The organism is Streptomyces sp. JW3 (assembly GCF_052216785.1).
Taxonomy (GTDB): Bacteria; Actinomycetota; Actinomycetes; order Streptomycetales; family Streptomycetaceae; genus Streptomyces.
The window spans coordinates 1-18,128 of sequence record NZ_JBQOUX010000030.1 but is presented as its reverse complement, the minus strand read 5'-3'; the positions used below and the strand labels follow the sequence as shown (position 1 = coordinate 18,128).

Here is an 18,128-nt window from a genome sequence, read left to right as displayed (position 1 = left end):
CGCACCGTGAACACAGCGTTTGGCATGTCATTCCCTTCACTGATGTGGCGGGCACGCGTCGAACGTGACCGGCAGCGCTTCCAGGCCGCGGATCGTGAGGCTCCGCATCCACCGCAACTGCTCGACCGGTACCGCCAGGGCGAGACCGGGCAGCCTGCGCAGCAGCGCCTCGAAGGCGATCCGGGTCTCCAGCCTGGCCAGCGGAGCCCCGAGGCAGAAGTGCGCACCGCGTCCGAACCCCACGTGTCCGTTCTCGGCGCGGGTGACATCGAATCGGTCCGGTGCCGTGAACCGCGCCGGATCCCGGTTGGCCGACGCCAGTGACAGGAGCACCGGGTAGCCCTTCTCGATGCGGGTGCCGGCGATCTCGATGGGTTCCAGCGGGAAGCGCCACGTCGCCGTCTCGAACGATCCGTCATACCGGATCATCTCCTCCAGCGCCGAGTCCAGCAGCTCCGGCCGCTCCCGCAGCAGCGCCAGTTGGCCGGGGTGGCGCAGCAGCGTGAGGATGCCGTTGCCGATCAGATTGACCGTCGTCTCGAACCCCCCGACCAGCAGCAGGGACAGCATGGACAGCAGCTCTGTCTCGTCCAGCCTGTCGCCGGCGTCCCGGGCCGCGATCAGGGCGTCGACCAGACCGTCGGCCGGCTCACGGCGGCGCCTCGCGACCAGCTCGGTCAGATATCCGAGGAGGTCGCGCAGCCCGACCGGCCGCGCGCCTTCCTCGCCGCCGGGGTCGGCGGCGGTCTTGTTCGTCCACCGGCGGAAATCCCTGGTCCAGCGGAGGAACACCTCCTGGTCCGCCGCCGGCACTCCCAGCAGCTCGCAGATCACCGTGATCGCCAACGGGAACCCGAACTCGGTGACCAGGTCGACCCGGCCGCGCGGCACGATCTCGTCCAGCAGTCCGTCCGTGATCCGCTGCACCTGGCCACGCAGGCCCTCGATCCGGCGGGCGGTGAACGCGGTCGAGACCAGCCGGCGCAGCCGCGCGTGTTCGGCCCCGTCCGTGGTCAGCAGATGTGTCCCGAGCCCCGTCCGGTCCTCCAGCGGCCGTCCCCGGCCCGCCTCCTGCCAGTCGGCCGGTGCGGTGCGCGGGTCCTTGCTCATCCGGGGATCGGACAGCAGCATGCGCACGTCCTCGTCCCGGGTCACCAGCACGCCGTACAGACCTTCGCCCTCCAGGACGTGCCGGACCGGCTCTTTCGCACGCAGGCACGCGTACTCGGGATAGGGATCGTCGCCGAAGTCCACCATGCGCCTCCTCCGCTTCGGTGAGCGTCCCGTCCCCCCGCCGCGGTGACGGTGTCCGTCGGCTTCGCGAGGTGTCTTCGCGAGGTGCGGGGCGAGAGACGCTGCGCCGATCTTCGCGGCACCGGTTCGAGGTGGATTCGCGTCCGGTTCGACCGAGGGGCGCGCCGCGCCGGCTTCCGCTGTCCGGCGCCGGCTCCGCTACCGCCGGCCCAGGATCTGGTCGAGAGCGTCCCGCAGCCGCTGTTCGCTGCTCGCCACGGCCTCGCGGGTGACCGCGCGGAAGCCGACGAAGCCGTCCGGACGGACGAGCACGGCGCCGTCCTCCTTGATGTGGGCCGCCTCGGCCCACCCCTCGACCGCGTGGGCCGTGATCCCCAGTTTCCGCGCGGCGTCCAGCCAGTGACCGGCCGCGGTCCCGGTGAGCAGCGTGAAGCCGTCCACCAGGTCCACGGTGGACCGTCCGTCCGGCAGCCACCGATGGGGCAGACGGCTGCCCGGCGCGCCGTCCAGCCTGAGATGCTGCAAGTCCGCCAACGGTTCCGGGTCGACCACCGCGCGCGATGCGTACCGGTACCCGATCACGGGGATCATGATGTCCGCCATGCCGACGGCCGCGCGGTCGGCGGCCCGGCTCGGACCGTGGTCCCAGTGCAGGTCCCGGTTCTGGGTACGGAGCACGATCTGTTCCATGGTGAACAGCGCGACGGCCCGGCGCTCGACCTCGTAGGTGTCGAGCAGGGTGTCACCCCCCGCGGCCAGTTTCCACGCCAGGTTGTGGGCGTCGGCGATCCCCATGTTCAGTCCCTGACCGCCGACCGGCGGCACCACGTGTGCCGCGTCACCGACGAGGAAGACGTTTCCCTGCCGGAACCTGTCGGCCACCTGTGCCCTGGGCGCCCAGGGCAGCAGGCTGATGATCTCCGGCTCGATGCCACTGACTCCGGTGGCGTCCCTGATCTGCTGCTGGATCCGCTCGGCGGGGGCGCTCGGATCGCCGTTCGGGATGAGGAAGAGCCAGCGGTCCGTGTCGACCTTCAACAGGGTGCCGGACGCCCGGTCGTTGCGCAGGAACGTCATGGAGAGCGGCGGGGTCGGCAGTTCGGCGCGGAACAACACGTTGAGCATGTGGTTGGTGCCGATGCGCCCCGGGCCGGTCACGCCGATACCCAGTAGTTCCCGGGTCCGGCCGCGGCCGCCGTCGGCGGCGATCACGTAATCCCCCGTGACGGTCCTGCCGTCCGCGGTCGTGACACCGCCGTCGGCCACCGCGACCACCTCGCTGTCGAAGTCCACCTCACCGCCCAGCTCCCGCAGCCGTGCCAGCGCGGCCCGGTCGATCCGGTCCTGCGGGCAGCTGCCCAGCTTGGCCGGACCGATCTCCGGTGGCTCGAACCGGGAGGTGACGGTGTTCAGTTCGGCCAGGCTGGGCCCCGACATCAGGCCCCTGGCGCGGTCTTCCGTCTCGATGGCGAGGCCGGCCTCGCGCAGGATCTCCGCCGATCTGTCGGTGAGGCCGAACGCCCTCGGATGGTCGTTGACCCGCGTCCTGCGCTCCAGTACCTGGACCGAAACCCCGTGCCGAGCGAGCAGGACGGCGGTGCACAGCCCGACGGTGCCGCCCCCGATGATCACCACTCGCATGACGGTCCCTCCGACACCGGGAACAGTGCTCCCCGCAACGTCCGTCCGTCCATCGTCGTCCTCCCTTGTCCGATCCGAGGCTCGGCACGTCCGGTCCCGCGGTGACACACCTCACCGACACACCTCCCCACCGAGTACGGCGTACGCGATTTCACGCGTGACCAACCTCGGGCGGCGTACGCGCCTGGCCAGGGTACGCGCGTACGATGGTCGGCGTGCCGAAACCGAAACCCGTCATCTGGATGCGAGCGGAGAAATCCACCCGAGGTCCGGCTCCGCAGTACAGTCGAGAACAGATCGCCGAGGTGGCGATCGAGATCGCGGACGCCGAAGGCATCGAAGCCGCGTCGGTGCGGAACATCGCCAAGCGACTGGGCACCGGCACGATGACCCCGTACCGGTACCTGCCCACCAAGGAAGACCTGTACGCGGTGATGATCGACCAGGCGACCGGCTTCGAGCCGCAGGAGCCGACCGGTGACGTGCGCGCCGACCTGACGACCTTGGCGCGCCGCCGCAGGCAGATCTTCCTGCGGCACCCCTGGCTCGCTCCGCTGCTCGGCACCCGCCCGGTCATGGGCCCCAACTTCCTGCGCGGCATGGAACGCGATCTCGCCCTGCTGGCCGGCTGCGACCTCGACATGGAGGAGACACTGGCCGTACTCGACCTGATCCACTCCTGGGTCAGCGGCACCGTGCAGGCCGAGCTGACCGAGCGGGCGGTCGCCCAGCGCTCCGGCGTCGATCGTGACGCCTGGCGGCGGCACATGCAGCCGTATCTGATGTCCATGCTCGCGACCGGTGAATTCCCGTATCTGAGCAAGATGATCCAGGTGTCCGAGATCGGCGAAGGCGACGAACGGTTCGAGAACGGCCTGACGACCATCCTGGACGGCATCACGGCCCGGTTCCTGGCGGACACCGCCGACGACGGCTCGGGCCCGGTCCAGTAACCGCACCGACGGCGGACCGCTTTCGACGGCAATGCCCTTCCCTTGCTGCGCCTACTGGGACGCGCGCAGTTCGACGACGGCGAGCCGGCCGGCCGGCGTGACCGAGGTGATCTCGAAGCCGGCCGATCCGGCCATTTCGCCCAGCTGCTCGAGGCTGTGCTGCCGGCCTCCGAAGTAGCAGAGCATGCGGAGGTCGCCTTCGGTCATGATGCTCTGGTCCGTGAAGTAGTCGACGACGAGCACCCGTCCGGTGGTCGACGCCGCCTCGGCGCAGCGCCGCATGATGCGAGCGGCCGCCGAGTCGTCCCAGTTGTGCAGGATGCTCGACAGCAGATAGGCGTCCGCTCCGGCCGGCAGCTCGTCGAAGAAGCTGCCGGCCACGGCGCCCGCCCGGTGGTCGAGACCGGCCGCGGCGATCGCTTTCCCGGCCCGGCGCACCGGGCCGGGCAGGTCGACGACCGTCCCGCGCAGCTCGCCGTGGTCCTGGAGGATGGTGATCAGCATGCTGCCGTCGCCACCGCCGACATCGACGAGGTGCCGCAGCTGTCCCCACGGGTAGGCGGCGGCCACGGCGGGTGCGTGCGCCCGCAGCCGGGCGCCCATCAACGCGTCGAACGACTCGGCGCGCCCGTCGTTGGCGGACAGGTCGTCCCAGAACGTCAGGCCGTACTGCTGCGCGAAGGCCGGCTCGCCGGTGCGCACCGTGTGCAACAGGTGGACGAGGCTCAGCTCCGCGTGCCCGAGGGCACCCTCGATGTCGAGCACCGCTCGCATCCCTTCGGGCTCCCCGTCGCACAGATGGCGTCCCATGTCCGTCAGGTCGTAGCCGGCGGTCCCGGTGCGCGACAGCACACCGGCGCTCACCAGATGGTCCAGCAGCCGTCCCAGCACGTCCTGGTCGGCGAGCACGGCCGCGGCCAGCGCTTTGGTCGTCCGGGTGCCCGCGGCGATGTGGTCGGCCAGCCGCAACGTCGCCGCCACCCGAATGGCCATCGGCGTCAGCAGATCGGCAGCTGCCCATATTCCCCCGCCCCTGGCGGGCTTCACCTCGGCCATGGCTCCTCCTGACTCGACGGTTCTCTGCTCACTCGACGACGCGTGCCCGGCTCAGAAACCGGCGCGCTCCTCCGCGAAGGTCTTGGCAAGGCGAAGGTTGATCATGCTGTGGCCGCTCAGCAGCCGCCGCAGGTACCGGCGTGCCTCGTCGATGGTCGTCGCGCCGCCGAACTGCGACAGCGCCGAGCGCTTGATCGTGCTGGTGTGCCGGGCTTCGACGACGACGCCTTCCCGCGTCTCGGTGAACCGCCAGTGGCCGGTGTGCGCGTCCAGCATGGTGGGCAACGTGATCTGCTTGTAGACGATCAGGTGCGGCGGCCGGCAGATCCGCACCGAGCGGACGGAGTGCGTACTGCCGTCCGGGCCCTGGGTGTCCATGTCGAAGAACTGGATGTTCGGCACGTCCTCGGTCAAGGCGAGTCCCACCACGTGCGGGATGCGCTCGGGCCACAGGTCGGCCCGGTAGAGATAGTCGTAGGCGTCCTCGACGGAACCCGCGACGAACAGCGAGTCGGTGAAGGACACGACGAGGTCGTCCAGTTCGGCCCGCCGTTCCGCCGTGTCACGCAGCGTGTCGAGGTGTTCCTTGCCTTCCAGACGGAGCCTGTCCAGCAGCGGACCGAGGTCGGCGTCGCTCGGCGCCTCGACGACGTTGCTCAGCTCGATCCGGGTCCGGCCGGGTGCCAGTTCGGTGAACACCCAGTCGGCGCGGATCCTGGTGGCCGGCGGGTCGACGTCCAGGTCCGCGAACGTGATGCGGTGTCCCGGCCGGTCGGCGCGGCGCACACTGCGCCAGGTGCGGACGGCACAGTCACCGGCCAGCGACCAGTGCTGGACCAGGTCGCCCTTCTCGTTGCTGTGCAGCACCTCCGCGTGCACGGCTGACCATTGGAACCGCGGCCGCCGCGCGACATCCGCGACCAGGTCGAACACCGTCCCGTAGTCGGCGTCGACGTCCACGCTGTGATCAACTCGCTGCTGCGTGCTCGACACAATCAGACACCTCGCAAGCGCCGTAGTGTTCCGGACCATCGAAGTCGACCATGTCCGCCGTCCTTCGACCTCGATTCGAGAACCCGTCGAGTCCGCCACACCGGGCCGCCCGCGGTGACGGCCGGTCGTCTACTCGTCGTCGAACCGACGTCGAAGGCGAGCGCGCAGCCTTCGGGTGCGACCCCGAACCGACATCCGTTGAGGATCCGTCGGTGGCGCGGCACAGTTCCTGACCGCCAACCGTAAGGAGAGGCACATGCCGAGCACCGTCACCGTCGGCACGTTCGACAGTGATGACATCGCGGACGTCACGAAGATCTTCCGGGAGTTCGACGGCGAGGTTGCGCCCGAGCTGCCCCGGCTGCGCCGCAGACAGGTCTTCAGTTACAGCGATCTCTACGTGCACATGCAGGACTGGGACGTCGCGGACGCGGCCGAGGCCCACCGGACGGCGACCACCGACCCCCGCTGTGTACGCCTGAACGAACGCCTCGCGGCCTACTTCGGTGAGTACACCGCGGCCGAGGGCTGGGACGGCCCGGTCGACCGGCCGGCGGCCGAGCGCTTCTACCTGTGGCCGGCCGAGCAGTTGGAGAACCTGGAGCGGACGTACAGCGCGGTGATCGTGAACACCCAGCGCCAGGAGCACATCCCCGAAGCGGCGCGGCTGTTCGCCGCCTCTGATGCGACCGACATCCCGCAGAGCATGGGCACACTGCGCCGCCAGATCTATCTCTGGCGCGGGATCTACCTGCACATCCAGGACTTCGCCGACGCCGACCCCAGCAAGGCGATCAGCAAGGTGTGGGCGGACGGCGATCCCCGCTTCCTCCAGCTCGTAGACGACCTGACGCGGATCATTCCGCCGTACGACCCGAACGGCCATTCATTGGCCCACCGCTTTTACCACTGGGCCGCGGAGGTGTCAGCATGACCGAGCTACCGACCTTCCCGATCCGGCGACAGCTGCCCGGCGTGCTGCCGGCCGAGTACGAGACCCTGCGGGAGCGCGGCATCGGCCGGGTGACACTGCCCACCGGCGTATTGGCCTGGATGGTGGTGCGGCCCGAGTACGCCCGGTTCGTACTCTCCGATCCCCGGTTCAGCTCGGACAAGACGAACGCCGCGTTCCCCAGGTTGACGCCGACCGGGATGGACAAACTGAAGTACTGCGCCCCGTTCATGATCAATCTCGACGGCCCGGAACACATGGCGCGGAAGAAGCTGGTGCTGCGGGAGTTCACCCCGGAAGCACTGGCCCGGCTGCTGCCACGGCTGCGGGTCGCCGTGCACGAGAAGATCGACGCGATGCTGGGCTCGGCGGTGCGGCCGGTCGACCTGGCGTCGCGACTGTCGTACCCGATCGGCCGGCGGTTGCAGTCGATGTTCATCGGCGTCCCCGAGACCGAGTTGCAGCAACTGCGGGACAACGTATGGAACTTGATGCTTTCCAAGGGAGAGGAGGAGGAAAAGGAAGCGGCCGCGGTGATGAACGGCCACGCGATACAGCTCCTGAAGGAGAAGGCGGACAACCTCGGCGACGACTTGATGAGCCACCTGATCCTGCACGAACGCGAGGAGCACGGCGAGGTCGACTGGTTCAAGCTGGCGCCCCTGATGATGTCGAACGCCCAGGGCACCCACAACACCTCGGGCACGATGATCTCGTTGGGCGTACTCACTCTGCTGAGCCGTCCGCAGCAGCGGGCGGCGCTGCTGGCCCGGCCCGACCGGCTGGCCGTCGCGGTGGAGGAGATGCTCCGGTACTTCTCGATCAACGACGGCACCCCCATGCGGCTGGCCCTGGAAGACGTACGGATCGGCGACACGCTGGTGCAGGCCGGTGACGGCATGGCAGTGCCGACGATGCCCGTCAACCGCGACCCGGCGGTGTGTCCTTTCCCCAACGAGCTCGATCTCCAGCGGGAGAAGGCCCCCCGACACATGGCGTTCGGCCACGGGCCGCACAAGTGCCCGGCGGAGCGCCTGGTGCCGGAGCTGCTGAAAATGGTGTACACGACTCTGTTCGAGCGGGCTCCCTCGCTGACGCTGGCCGTGCCCGAGGCGGAGCTGACCTACAAATACCACTCCATCCAGGCGTTCGGTCCGGCCGAACTGCCGGTGACCTGGTGACGACATGACCCGGCCGACGCCACCGGTCGGGCTCGACGACCTGATCGCGGCGATCACCGGGCGCCGCACCGACGCCCTCGACCAGCTGACCGAGGCCGTGGCGACGGCCGACCGCATCGGAGCGGCCGCCGACCAGCTCATCGGTCACTTCGTCGACAGGGCCCGGCACTCCGGGGCGTCCTGGACCGACATCGGCCGCAGGACGGGCGCCACCGAGCAGGCCGCGCGCACGAAATTCGTCGGCGGGCCGGCCGCCGCGCGCCCCGCTTTCGACAAGCTCACCCAGCCCGCCCACAACGCGGTCGTCGCGGCCATGAACGAGGCCAAGCAGGGCGGCAGCGCGGAGATCGAGCCCGCGCACCTCGTCCTCGGGCTGCTCGGCGCCGATGGCACCGCGGTCGCCGCGCTGCGGACGCAGGGTGTCGACCTCGGTCGGCTGCGAGACGCGGCGGTGACGGCCCTGCCGGCGCGCGGCGACGCCCATCCGGCGACGGTTCCGTACAATGCCCGCGCGAAGACGGCGCTCGAACGGACCTTCCAGGCGGCTGTGCTGCTCGACGACGACGGTGTCGGCACCGGCCACGTGCTGCTTGGACTGCTGGAGGAGGAGAACGGCACCGGGCTGCTGCACTCGCTCGGGGCCGACAGGGAGACGACCGAACGGTTCGTCACGGACGCCGGCGAGGAACCGCCCGTCAGTCGGTAGCGAAGCCGCACGGAACCTCCCGACCAGGCGAGGTCACCCGCCGCGTCAGGAGGTTCCGTGCGGCTCCGGATCGACGCCGGCCCGGCCTGCCGGGGACCGGGCCGGTCCCGACCTTCCCCTACGCCGCGGATGCGGAGAGAGAGCTGCCATGGCTGTCGAGTGCTTCCCCCCGGCGCGGTACGCGCACGGCCGGTACCAGACTGAGGGAGCGCGGGCCTGATGGCGGCGCCGGACACCGCCGGCCCGGTCGCCCTGGTCACCGGCGCCTCGGGGGCGCTCGGCGCCGCCGTGGCACGCGTCCTCGACCAGCGGGGCTACCGGCTGGCCCTGCACTGCGCCACCGGTGAGGACCGGGCCCGCCAGGTCGCGGCCGAACTCAGCCGGCCCAGTGCCGTCGTGCGGGCCGATGTCGCGGACTGGACCGCCACCCAGTCCATGGTGGACCGGGTGCACGCCGAACTGGGCGCCGTCAGCGTGCTCGTCAACGCGGGCGCGATCCGCCGCGACGGACTCATGGCCACCCAGTCCGTCGACGACTGGACACGGACCATCGCCGTCAATCTCATCGGCACTTACCACACCTGCCGCGCGGTGCTCCCGGACATGGTGCGGGCCCGATGGGGGCGTGTGGTCAACGTCGTCTCACCCGCCGGTCTCATCGGCAGCCGGGGGCAGACGGCGTACTCGGCGGCCAAAGCCGGCGTGATGGGGATGACGAGAAGCCTGGCCCTGGAATGCGGGCGGTACAAAGTGACGGTCAACGCGCTGTCACCCGGGCTCATGGCCTCCACCCTCACCGAGCAGGTGCCGGCCGAGGTCAGCGCCGCGCTCGTGGCCCGGACCGCGTTCGGCCGCATGGGCACCCCCGACGAGGTGGCCCGCGGCATCGAACTGCTGCTGGACGCCGACTACATGACCGGCCAGGTGCTGTGCGTCGACGGCGGGATGTCGATCTCGTAACCCGGCCGGCAGCCGCATCCGTACCCACGAAGTCACCGAGCCGCGGCCCGGCCCGACCGCACAGCAGGAAGGGCCGGATGCCCGTCACATCCGGACGGTCTTGGGGAGGTCGGTGGCGAGCGGGTCGAAGCCGGTGATGTTCGGGAGCGCCTTGATGCCGGAGATCAGCGTGATGAAGCCGACCTTCAGGTTGCCGTCCGGATGCCAGACATCCTGCTGCGCCCGCTCCAAGTAGATCTCCCGCAGCTTGTTCGGGTCGTAGAAGAACCGGATGAAGGACAGGAACTCGTCGTACAGCACGCGGTAGACCAGCTCGTACCGGTCCAGCGCGCGCTCGGTGTCGGCCGGGTTCTTCAGCGCGGCCTCCAGAGCCCGGGCGGCCATCGAAGCGCCCGAGGTGCCCAGCCACACGCCCTGCGAGAACAGCGGGTCGATGAACCCGGCCGCGTCGCCCACCGACAGCCAGCCCGGACCGTGGAAACTCTTGCACACGTGCGACCAGTCACGGGCGGTGTGCAGTTGGTCCACCGGGGCACCCTTGGCGATCATGGTCTTGGCGACCACGCTGTTCGCCACCGCCCGGTCGAAGACGTCCTGGTGCGAAAGGCCCTGGGCGGTCGCCTCCGCCACCATCGCGGCCGGGAGCACATGGCCCAGGCTGACGTTGTCCTCGGTCACCGGAATGCCCCAGATCCAGCCGCCGGTCCTGACCGACTCCACCAGGATGTCGCCGCCCTGCCGGCCGTCGGAGAGCGGCTCGTACGGTGTGAAGTAGTTCCAGATGGCGACGTTGCGCAGGTCCTCCTGCCAGGACACCTCGGTCAGCTTCCGCGAGATGGCCCGGGCCTGCCCCGACGCGTCCACCACGAAACGGGCGGTGACGTGGTGCGTCTCGCCGCCTCGGCGGTACGTCACACCGGTGACCTTGCCGTTGTCGTCGGACAGCACCGCGGTGACGTGGGCCTGCTCCTCGACCTGCACGCCGAATCCGCGCGCGGTGTTCAGCAGCAACTCGTCGAACTCGCTGCGGACCACGTGCCACGAGTGGTCGTATCGGCCGGTCTGGTCGAACGAGGCACGCCACGGCTCCGCGTCGAGGCCCCACACCAGGCTGATGCCGTACTTCGGCTGGAAGCGCTTGTCCAGTTCGTCGACCAGGCCGAGCTGTTCCAGGGTCGGGATCACCCCGGTGATCATCGACTCGCCGATGTGGTAGCGGGGGAACTTCTCCCGCTCCAGCAGCAGGACGTTCCGGCCGTTCTTGCCCAGCAGGGCGGCGGTGGTCGAACCCGCCGGCCCGCCGCCGACCACCACAACGTCGTAATCCCGGATGTCGGACATGCGAAATCCCTCCTCGATGGACGGCGACAGCTCCGCCGAGCCGATGGCCCGCGGTGAGTGACGCGGCTCAGGTACTCCTCGTCCACGGCAAGCCGCGGGGACGGGAGCCCGCCGACAGCGTTGAGCGGACGCCGGGCCGTCGCGCGGCGGGCGCGGCTCGTCGGCGCGCGGACACGCTGCCGTCCCGGTCGGCGAGCACCGGCCGCGGCGCCCTGCCGGCACCGCTCGGGACAGAGCGGCCGCACGTCCGGACCGGCCGGTACCCGCCCGGGACCGCGTCAGGAGGCGAGCGCCGCGGCAGGTGGCCCGGCGGGATGTCCGCGCTGGTGTCGGTCATGCGTCTCACCTTGCGGTCCCGTCGTCGGGAGCCGGTCGGGACCGGGTCGAGCGCGGCTGTTCTCCACCTCGTGACGTGGCGTCCGGGAACGCGGACGCGGACCGGCTCGGCACGGCCGAGTTCACCGGGCGGGCCGGCTGTCGGCCGGCCCGACCTGCTTCGACCGGGGCGCAGTCGGCAGTCGGCAGTGTCCGTCGGTGGCGAAGGGCCCGGGGGAGAGGGCGGCGTCTAGCTCTTCGGCTGCGAGCCGCGGGCCGTGACTTGCCCGTCGGCCGTCCTGTCCCGGGCCGGCTCCAGCCGTACCACGACGGACTTGGAGGTCGGGGTGTTACTGATGTCGGCGACACTGTCCAGGGGCACCAGGACGTTGGTCTCCGGGTAGTACGCGGCGGCCGACCCCACCGGGGTCGGATAGGACACGACCCGGAAGCCGGGGGCCCGCCGCTCCCTTCCGTCCTCCCAGACACTCACCAGGTCGACCAGATCCCGCTCCGCCAGCCCCAGCCGGGTCAGGTCGGCGCCGTTGACCAGCACCACGCGCCGCCCGCCGGTGATGCCGCGGTAGCGGTCGTCCATGGCGTACGGGACGGTGTTCCACTGGTCGTGGGAGCGGAGCGTCTGGAGGATCAGGTGTCCGTCCGGGGCGCGCAGGGCCGTGAAGTCGTTGCGGGTGAAGACCGCCTTGCCGCTGGGCGTGCGGAACTCGCGCCGGTTGACCGGGTTGGGCAGGCGGAACCCGCCCGGCTGCCGTACCCGGACGTTGTAGTCCTCGAACCCGGGCACGACGCGGGCGATCCGGTCGCGCACGGCGTCGTAGTCGGAGGTGAAGTCCTCCCACGGGATGTCCGGCTTGTCGCCGAGGGTGCGGCGGGCCAGGCGGCCGATGATGGCCACCTCGCTCAGGAGCCGCGGCGCGGCCGGGGCCAGCCGGCCGCGGGTGGCGTGCACCTCGCTCATCGAGTCCTCCACCGACATGAACTGCTCCCCGCCCGCCTGGACGTCGCGGTCGCTGCGGCCCAGCGTCGGCAGGATGAGCGCAGTCTCGCCGCACACGGTGTGGGAGCGGTTCAGCTTGGTGGAGATGTGCGCGGTGAGACGGCAGTTGCGCATCGCCCGCTCGGTGACCTCGCTGTCGGGGGTGGCCCGCACGAAGTTGCCGGCCACCCCGAGGAAGACCCGCGCGTGGCCGTCCCGCATGGCCCGGATCGCGTCCACCGAGTCCAGGCCCGGCGCGGTGGGCGGAGTGAAGGAGAACTCCTTCTCCAGCGCGTCGAGGAACGCCTGCGGCATCCGCTCCCAGATGCCCATGGTGCGGTCGCCCTGGACGTTGCTGTGTCCGCGCACCGGGCAGACACCCGCGCCCGGGCGGCCGATGTTGCCGCGCAGCAGCAGGAAGTTGACCACCTCGCGGATGGTGGGCACCCCGTGCTTGTGCTGGGTCAGGCCCATCGCCCAGCACACGATGACCCGCCCGGCGCCGAGCACGCGCCGGTGCACCTGCTCGATCTCCTCGCGGGTCAGTCCGGTGGCCTCCGTCACCGCCGCCCAGCCGATGGTCCGGGCATGCGCGGCGAAGTCGTCGAAGCCGGTGGTGTGCGCGGCGATGAACTCGCGGTCCAGCACGGTGCCGGGCGCCGCGTCCTCCGCCTCGAGCAGCAGCCGGTTCAGGGCCTGGAACAGGGCCAGGTCCCCGCCGGGCCGGATCTGGAGGAACTGGTCGGCGATGGCCGTGCCACGGCCCACGATGCCGCGCGCCTTCTGTGGATGCTTGAACCGCAGCAGCCCGGCCTCCGGCAGCGGATTGACCGCGACCACCTGTCCGCCGCGCCGCTTGGTCTCCTCCAGCGCGGACAGCATGCGCGGGTGGTTGGTGCCCGGGTTCTGACCGACGACGAAGACCAGATCGGCGTCGTAGAGGTCGTCCAGGCTGACACTGCCCTTGCCGATGCCCAGCGTCTCGCCGAGCGCCGAGCCGCTCGACTCGTGGCACATGTTCGAGCAGTCCGGCAGGTTGTTGGTGCCGAAGGCGCGGGCGAACAGCTGGAGCAGGAACGCCGGTTCGTTGGCGAGCCGGCCGGAGGTGTAGAAGAGGGCCTCGTCGGGGTGGTCCAGGGCGCGCAGCCCGTCCGCCAGCAGACCGAGCGCCTCGTCCCAGCCGATCGGCTCGTAGTGATCGCTGCCGGGCCGCTTGACCATGGGCTCGGTCAGCCGGCCCTGCTGGTTCAGCCAGTAGTCCGACCGGCCGGCCAGCTCGGACACCGGGTGCGTACGGAAGAAGTCCGCCGTCACCCGCCGCGAGGTGGCCTCGTCGCTGATGTGCTTGGCGCCGTTCTCGCAGTACTCGTTGGCGTGCCGCTTGCCCGGCGCCGGCTCCGGCCAGGCGCAGCCGGGGCAGTCGAAGCCCTTCGGCTGGTTGATGTTGAGCAGGGTGAGCGCCGTGCGGCGCGGCGAGGTCTGCCCCAGCGCGTACCGCAGGGCGTGGGCGACGGCGGGCGCACCGGTGGCCCAGGTTTTCGGGGACGACACCGACAGGTCGTCCTCGGTCGGCTCCTCGATCGTGCCCATGATTCCCCTCAGTGCTTCGGTCGCCCATGAGAAACGGGCCCGCTCGGGCGGGGACGCGGCCACCGGATGACAGGGCGGGCGTGCCGCGTCACCCGACGTACCACCTTCCGGCCGGTCCGGCCCGGCGGTCAAAGACCTCTTGCCGATCACTTGATAACCGCGGCTTATCCGCTCGCCGGGCGTGCCGCCACAATGAGACGTGCTGTTTCGCCAACTGGAGTACCTGGTCGCCCTCTCCCGCACCCGCCATTTCGCCCGGGCCGCCGAGGAGTGCTACGTCTCGCAGCCCGCCCTGTCCGGCGCGATCCGCAAGCTGGAGGAGGAACTGCGGGTGCCGTTGGTGCGCCGCAGCCGCAAGTACGAGGGGCTCACCCCGGAGGGCGAGCGGATCGTCCTGTGGGCCAAGCGCATCCTCGCCGACCGCGAGGCGCTGGAGGAGGAGGTCCGGGCCCTGCGCGGCGGCATGACCGGGCAGCTCCGCCTCGGCTCGGTGCCGACCGCGTCCACCGCCGTCTCCCTGCTGACCCAGGTGTTCTGCGCGGAGAACCCGCTGGCCCGGGTGGAGGTGCTCGCCGACCTCCAGACCGACGACATCACGGCCCGGCTGAAGGCGTACGAGCTGGACGCGGCGGTCACGTACCGGCCGGCCGGGGACGACGCGGACGCCTTCACATTCGTACCGCTGTACCGGGAGCGTTTCGTGCTGCTCGTCCGGGCCGGCTCCGGCGTCGGTCAGGGGCAGCGCGCGCAGGCGACGTGGGCGGAGGCGGCCCGGCAGCCGTTGTGCCTGCTGCACTCCAGGATGTTCGGACGCCGGGTGCTGGACGCGGTGTTCGCCCGGGCCGGCGCCGCCGTGCGGCCGCGCGTGGAGACGGACTCCGTGGCCTCGCTCTTCGCGCACGTGCGCACCGGGCACTTCGCCAGTGTGGTGCCGCACGCCTGGCTGCACGTCTTCGGGGTCCCGGCGGGCATGCGGGCACTGCCGCTGGTGAACCCCGTGCACACCGAGCAGATCGGCGTACTGCTCCTGCGGCGCGAACCCGCCGCCGTCGCCGCGCAGGCACTGCTCGCGGCCGCGGCCCGGACGGACATGGCCGGTGAACTGGAACGAGTACCGGGAACCACGGCCGCCGCCGGGGCGGTCGAGGGGTAGCCCCGCCTGCCGGTCCCGGCGGGGCCACGCGCCCGCGGTTCCCCGCCGGCCGGTACGCGGGGTAGCCGGCGGACCGGCGGCCGTTGGCCGGTTCACACCGGGGCGCGGTGGCCGGGCCGTCGGGGGAGACGCGGGTCCGGCCCCGCACCGCGAGCCGCCATCGCCGTACCGCTCTCCAGGTGCGGCCGGGCGCCGGCTTCAGGAACCCGCACGGCTCACCCCGGGTGCCGCGGGTCAGACCGACTGGCGGACGACGACGTGCGCGGGCGGTGGGCGCAGCCCGCCGGTGTCGAGGTTCAGGGCGAGACGGGCGCTGAGCCGGCCGTGTGCCTCGGCGTCGACGTGGACGGTGGTCAGCGCGGGGGTGGTGTGGGCGCCGTAACCGTTGTCGTCGAAGCCGATGACGGCGACGTCGTCCGGCACCCGGCGGCCCAGGTCGCGCAGCGCCGTGAGGACGCGCAGCGCGACGTCGTCGTTGAACCCGGCGATCGCGGTCACCCCGGGCCCGCCGCCGAGGACGGCCTCGACGGCTTCGGCGCAGGCCGTGCGGTCGAGCGGCATGACGAAGGGGTCCGGCACCGGCACCCCCAGGTCGCGGGCGGCCTGGCCGGTGAACTTCAGCCGGGCCGCGGCCAGCGGGGACCCGGTCTCGGGCAGGGCCACGGCGACGTGCTCATGGCCGTGCTCCACCAGGTGACGCAACTGCATCGCCGAGTGGGCGGCCAGACCGTCGCGCCAGCCGCCGCCCAGGTCGTCGAGCTCGCGGCCGGTGAGGTAGGTCTCGCCGAAGTGGATGACCGCGCGGGGCGCGATGACGTCGAGGATCTGCTGGGTGGACTGCGGGGTGTGCCGGCCGTGCCGGACGAGCAGCACGTGGTCGTGGGCGGCGAGTTCGGCGTCCAGGCCCTGGATGTAGGTGCGGGAGTAGTGCCCCTCCATACCCGCGCCGATGTTCAGAACGACCACGCGGGACGAGCCCTCGCGCAACGCGCGGGCCACCCCGTGCGGTACGTAACCCAGCTCCCGGGCAGCCTGCTTGACCCGGTCCCGGGTGGCGGCGGAGATCGTCTGGTGGGGGTCGTCGTTGAGGACGAAGCTCACCGTGGCGCGGGAGACACCGCTGGCCGCCGCCACGTCGTTCAGCGTGACTCTGCCGGAACTGCCCATCACCCCTGCTCCGATGCGGTCGGTGCGCCGCACACCCCTGCGGGCGGCGCACCGCCATTCTAGGGAACCCGGCCGACGCCGGCGCACGAGCCACCGCGCGGCGCGCGGCCCGAGCCCGGTCCGGCCCGGCGCGTACCCGTGGCATTTATCGCTCCGCAAGGCGCGGCTTCTGTCGGATTCGGGCCCGCGACGGCCTCCGGCTCGCTTCTCGCTCCGAGCGCACTCCATAGTTCCGGAGTCGTTCGACCGGCGGAAGCAGGTCCGTGGTCGCGAAGGAGTCCGGGTGAGTACAGCAGTGGTGGAACAACGCCGGGACCGGCGTACGGCGACGCTGGTCATGGCCTGTCTGGGGGTGTTCGTCGGCTATCTCCCGGTGACCACGGTCTCGGTCAGCCTGCCGGTGATCCAGCAGGCCCTCGGCGCGTCGACGGCCGACCTGGCGTGGGTGTCCGACGCGTTCGTGCTGCCGGTGGCCGCACTGATCCTGACCGCCGGGGTCTTCGGCGACGTCCACGGACGCAAGAAGGTCTTCCAGGCCGGCCTCGGGTTCTGCGTGGCCGGCGCCGCGGTCGCCCTCTGCGCGCAGTCCATCGCCCAGGTGTGGATCGGCCAGGCGCTGCTGGGGGTGGGCGCCGCCGCGCTGCTGCCGATGACCCTGGCCCTCATCAGCCACGCCGTCCCCGATCCGCGGGAGCGGGGCAAGTACATCGGCCTGTGGACGACCTCCATGATGGCTTCCCTGGCCGTCGGCCCGCTCGTCGCGGGCGTCATCGTGCAGCATGCCGCTTGGCGGTGGATCTACCTGCTGCCCATCCCGTTGTCGATCGGCACGATGGCCGTCGCGGCCCACGTGCTCAAGGAGTCCACCTCCGAGGCGGGACGGAAGCTGGACTGGCCGGGACAGCTCACCGCCGCGCTCGCGATCACCGCGCTGGTCTACGGCGTCATCGAGGGCGGGGCCGCCTCCTTCGGGGACGCCCGGGTGCTCGTCGCCCTGGCCGTCGCGGTCTGTGCCGGGGTGGCGTTCGTCGTGTCCGAGCGGCGCAGCGCGAGCCCGATGCTGGACCTGACGCTGTTCCGCAGCGCCGCGTTCACCGGCTCCGCGCTGGTCGTCATGATCAGCTTCCTCGGCCTGATCGGGTTCTTCTTCGTCCTCAGCCTGTACCTGGGCATGGTGCAGCGGCTCAGCACCCTGGACGCGGGGCTGCGGCTGCTGATGGTCACCGTCCTGCCGATGGTCCTGGGCACCGCCGTGGGCCGGCTGATGCGGTACCTGTCGCCGCGGGTGCTGATCACCGGCGGTCTGCTCCTCACGGCCGTGGCCCTCTTCACGCTGACGAACGTCGGAACCGACACGTCCTTCGGCTCGCTCGCCTGGCGCCTGGCCCTGCTCGGCCTCGGCCTCGGACTGGCCTTCCCCTGCATCACCGCGACCGCCGTCTCCTCGGTGCCGCACCACCAGGCGGGCATGGCGGCGGCCGGCAACAACGCCTTCCGGCAGGTCGGCGGCGCCCTCGGTCCCGCCATCCTGGGCGCGCTGCTGACCGGGAGGGCGGTCGGCACCCTGCCCGAGCACCTCGCCGCCGCGCGGCTGCCCGACTCGACCGACGCCGCGATCCTGCACGCGGTGGACGCCGACGGTCTCGGGGCCGTCGCGGGTCTGCCGCTGGGCGAGGCCACCGGGCCGGCCCTGAACGCGCTCTCCCAGTCCTTCCTGGACGGACTCCAGCTGTGCCTGGTGGTGTCGGGCGTCGTCATGCTGTGCGGCGCCGCGGTGGCGGCCCTGCTGCTGCGGCCCACGACAGGCGGCCGCGCGGTCGCCTCGGGCGGCGGCCACCCGGCCGCGGCGGACCGGCCCGGAGCCGGCAC

Annotated in this window: 14 protein-coding genes; 7 read left to right on the top strand and 7 right to left on the bottom strand. The window is 71.3% G+C overall.

Features of this window, described 5'->3' with window-relative positions:
- Positions 1-36: 36 nt before the first annotated feature.
- Both ACTT8P_RS14945 and ACTT8P_RS14940 read right to left on the bottom strand, forming a co-directional pair.
- Positions 37-1,257 carry a cytochrome P450 family protein gene (locus ACTT8P_RS14945; RefSeq protein WP_442832111.1) on the bottom strand — a complete coding sequence of 407 codons (1,221 nt, stop codon included), beginning with the start codon at positions 1,255-1,257 and terminating at the stop codon, positions 37-39.
- A gap of 195 nt (positions 1,258-1,452) precedes the next feature.
- Positions 1,453-2,895 (bottom strand): FAD-dependent oxidoreductase, encoded by a 1,443-nt coding sequence (locus ACTT8P_RS14940; RefSeq protein ID WP_442832110.1) that lies wholly within the window; start codon positions 2,893-2,895, stop codon positions 1,453-1,455.
- Positions 2,896-3,110: 215 nt separating this feature from the next.
- Here ACTT8P_RS14940 and ACTT8P_RS14935 point away from each other — a divergent pair, with 215 nt between their 5' ends.
- Entirely contained in the window at positions 3,111-3,848 is a 738-nt protein-coding gene (locus ACTT8P_RS14935) for a TetR/AcrR family transcriptional regulator (protein ID WP_442832109.1), read from the top strand.
- 51 nt (positions 3,849-3,899) lie between these two features.
- On the opposite strand, the gene ACTT8P_RS14930 is transcribed toward ACTT8P_RS14935, so the two are convergent.
- Both ACTT8P_RS14930 and ACTT8P_RS14925 read right to left on the bottom strand, forming a co-directional pair.
- Positions 3,900-4,904, bottom strand: a complete 1,005-nt coding sequence (locus ACTT8P_RS14930) for a methyltransferase (protein ID WP_442832108.1) — start codon at positions 4,902-4,904, stop codon at positions 3,900-3,902.
- 51 nt (positions 4,905-4,955) lie between these two features.
- Complete coding sequence (locus ACTT8P_RS14925) at positions 4,956-5,897, bottom strand: aromatase/cyclase (protein WP_442832107.1); 942 nt, start codon at positions 5,895-5,897, stop codon at positions 4,956-4,958.
- 256 nt (positions 5,898-6,153) lie between these two features.
- On the opposite strand from ACTT8P_RS14925, the gene ACTT8P_RS14920 reads away from it, so the two are divergent.
- From ACTT8P_RS14920 to ACTT8P_RS14905, 4 genes are all read left to right on the top strand, one after another.
- Positions 6,154-6,831 carry a TcmI family type II polyketide cyclase gene (locus ACTT8P_RS14920; RefSeq protein WP_442832106.1) on the top strand — a complete coding sequence of 226 codons (678 nt, stop codon included), beginning with the start codon at positions 6,154-6,156 and terminating at the stop codon, positions 6,829-6,831.
- A complete protein-coding gene (locus ACTT8P_RS14915) occupies positions 6,828-8,030 on the top strand; it encodes a cytochrome P450 (RefSeq protein ID WP_442832105.1) in 1,203 nt (400 codons plus the stop codon). The genes ACTT8P_RS14920 and ACTT8P_RS14915 overlap by 4 nt, the downstream gene beginning before the upstream one ends.
- 4 nt (positions 8,031-8,034) lie before the next feature.
- On the top strand, positions 8,035-8,736 hold the full coding sequence (locus ACTT8P_RS14910; RefSeq protein WP_442832104.1) for a Clp protease N-terminal domain-containing protein: 702 nt from the start codon (positions 8,035-8,037) through the stop codon (positions 8,734-8,736).
- 219 nt (positions 8,737-8,955) lie between these two features.
- Positions 8,956-9,696 (top strand): SDR family NAD(P)-dependent oxidoreductase, encoded by a 741-nt coding sequence (locus ACTT8P_RS14905; RefSeq protein ID WP_442832103.1) that lies wholly within the window; start codon positions 8,956-8,958, stop codon positions 9,694-9,696.
- A gap of 84 nt (positions 9,697-9,780) precedes the next feature.
- Here the strand turns inward: ACTT8P_RS14905 and ACTT8P_RS14900 are convergent, their stop codons facing one another.
- Both ACTT8P_RS14900 and ACTT8P_RS14895 read right to left on the bottom strand, forming a co-directional pair.
- Complete coding sequence (locus tag ACTT8P_RS14900) at positions 9,781-11,037, bottom strand: NAD(P)/FAD-dependent oxidoreductase (RefSeq protein WP_442832102.1); 1,257 nt, start codon at positions 11,035-11,037, stop codon at positions 9,781-9,783.
- Between the two features lie 565 nt (positions 11,038-11,602).
- Positions 11,603-13,939, bottom strand: a complete 2,337-nt coding sequence (locus ACTT8P_RS14895) for an FdhF/YdeP family oxidoreductase (protein ID WP_442832101.1) — start codon at positions 13,937-13,939, stop codon at positions 11,603-11,605.
- Between the two features lie 199 nt (positions 13,940-14,138).
- Between ACTT8P_RS14895 and ACTT8P_RS14890 the strand changes: the two genes are divergently transcribed.
- Positions 14,139-15,092, top strand: a complete 954-nt coding sequence (locus ACTT8P_RS14890) for a LysR family transcriptional regulator (RefSeq protein WP_442832100.1) — start codon at positions 14,139-14,141, stop codon at positions 15,090-15,092.
- 234 nt (positions 15,093-15,326) lie between these two features.
- Here the strand turns inward: ACTT8P_RS14890 and ACTT8P_RS14885 are convergent, their stop codons facing one another.
- Entirely contained in the window at positions 15,327-16,259 is a 933-nt protein-coding gene (locus ACTT8P_RS14885; RefSeq protein WP_442832099.1) for a LacI family DNA-binding transcriptional regulator, read from the bottom strand.
- Positions 16,260-16,596: 337 nt separating this feature from the next.
- Here ACTT8P_RS14885 and ACTT8P_RS14880 point away from each other — a divergent pair.
- Positions 16,597-18,128: MFS transporter (locus tag ACTT8P_RS14880; protein ID WP_442832150.1), on the top strand; the 1,532-nt coding region annotated here is incomplete at its 3' end.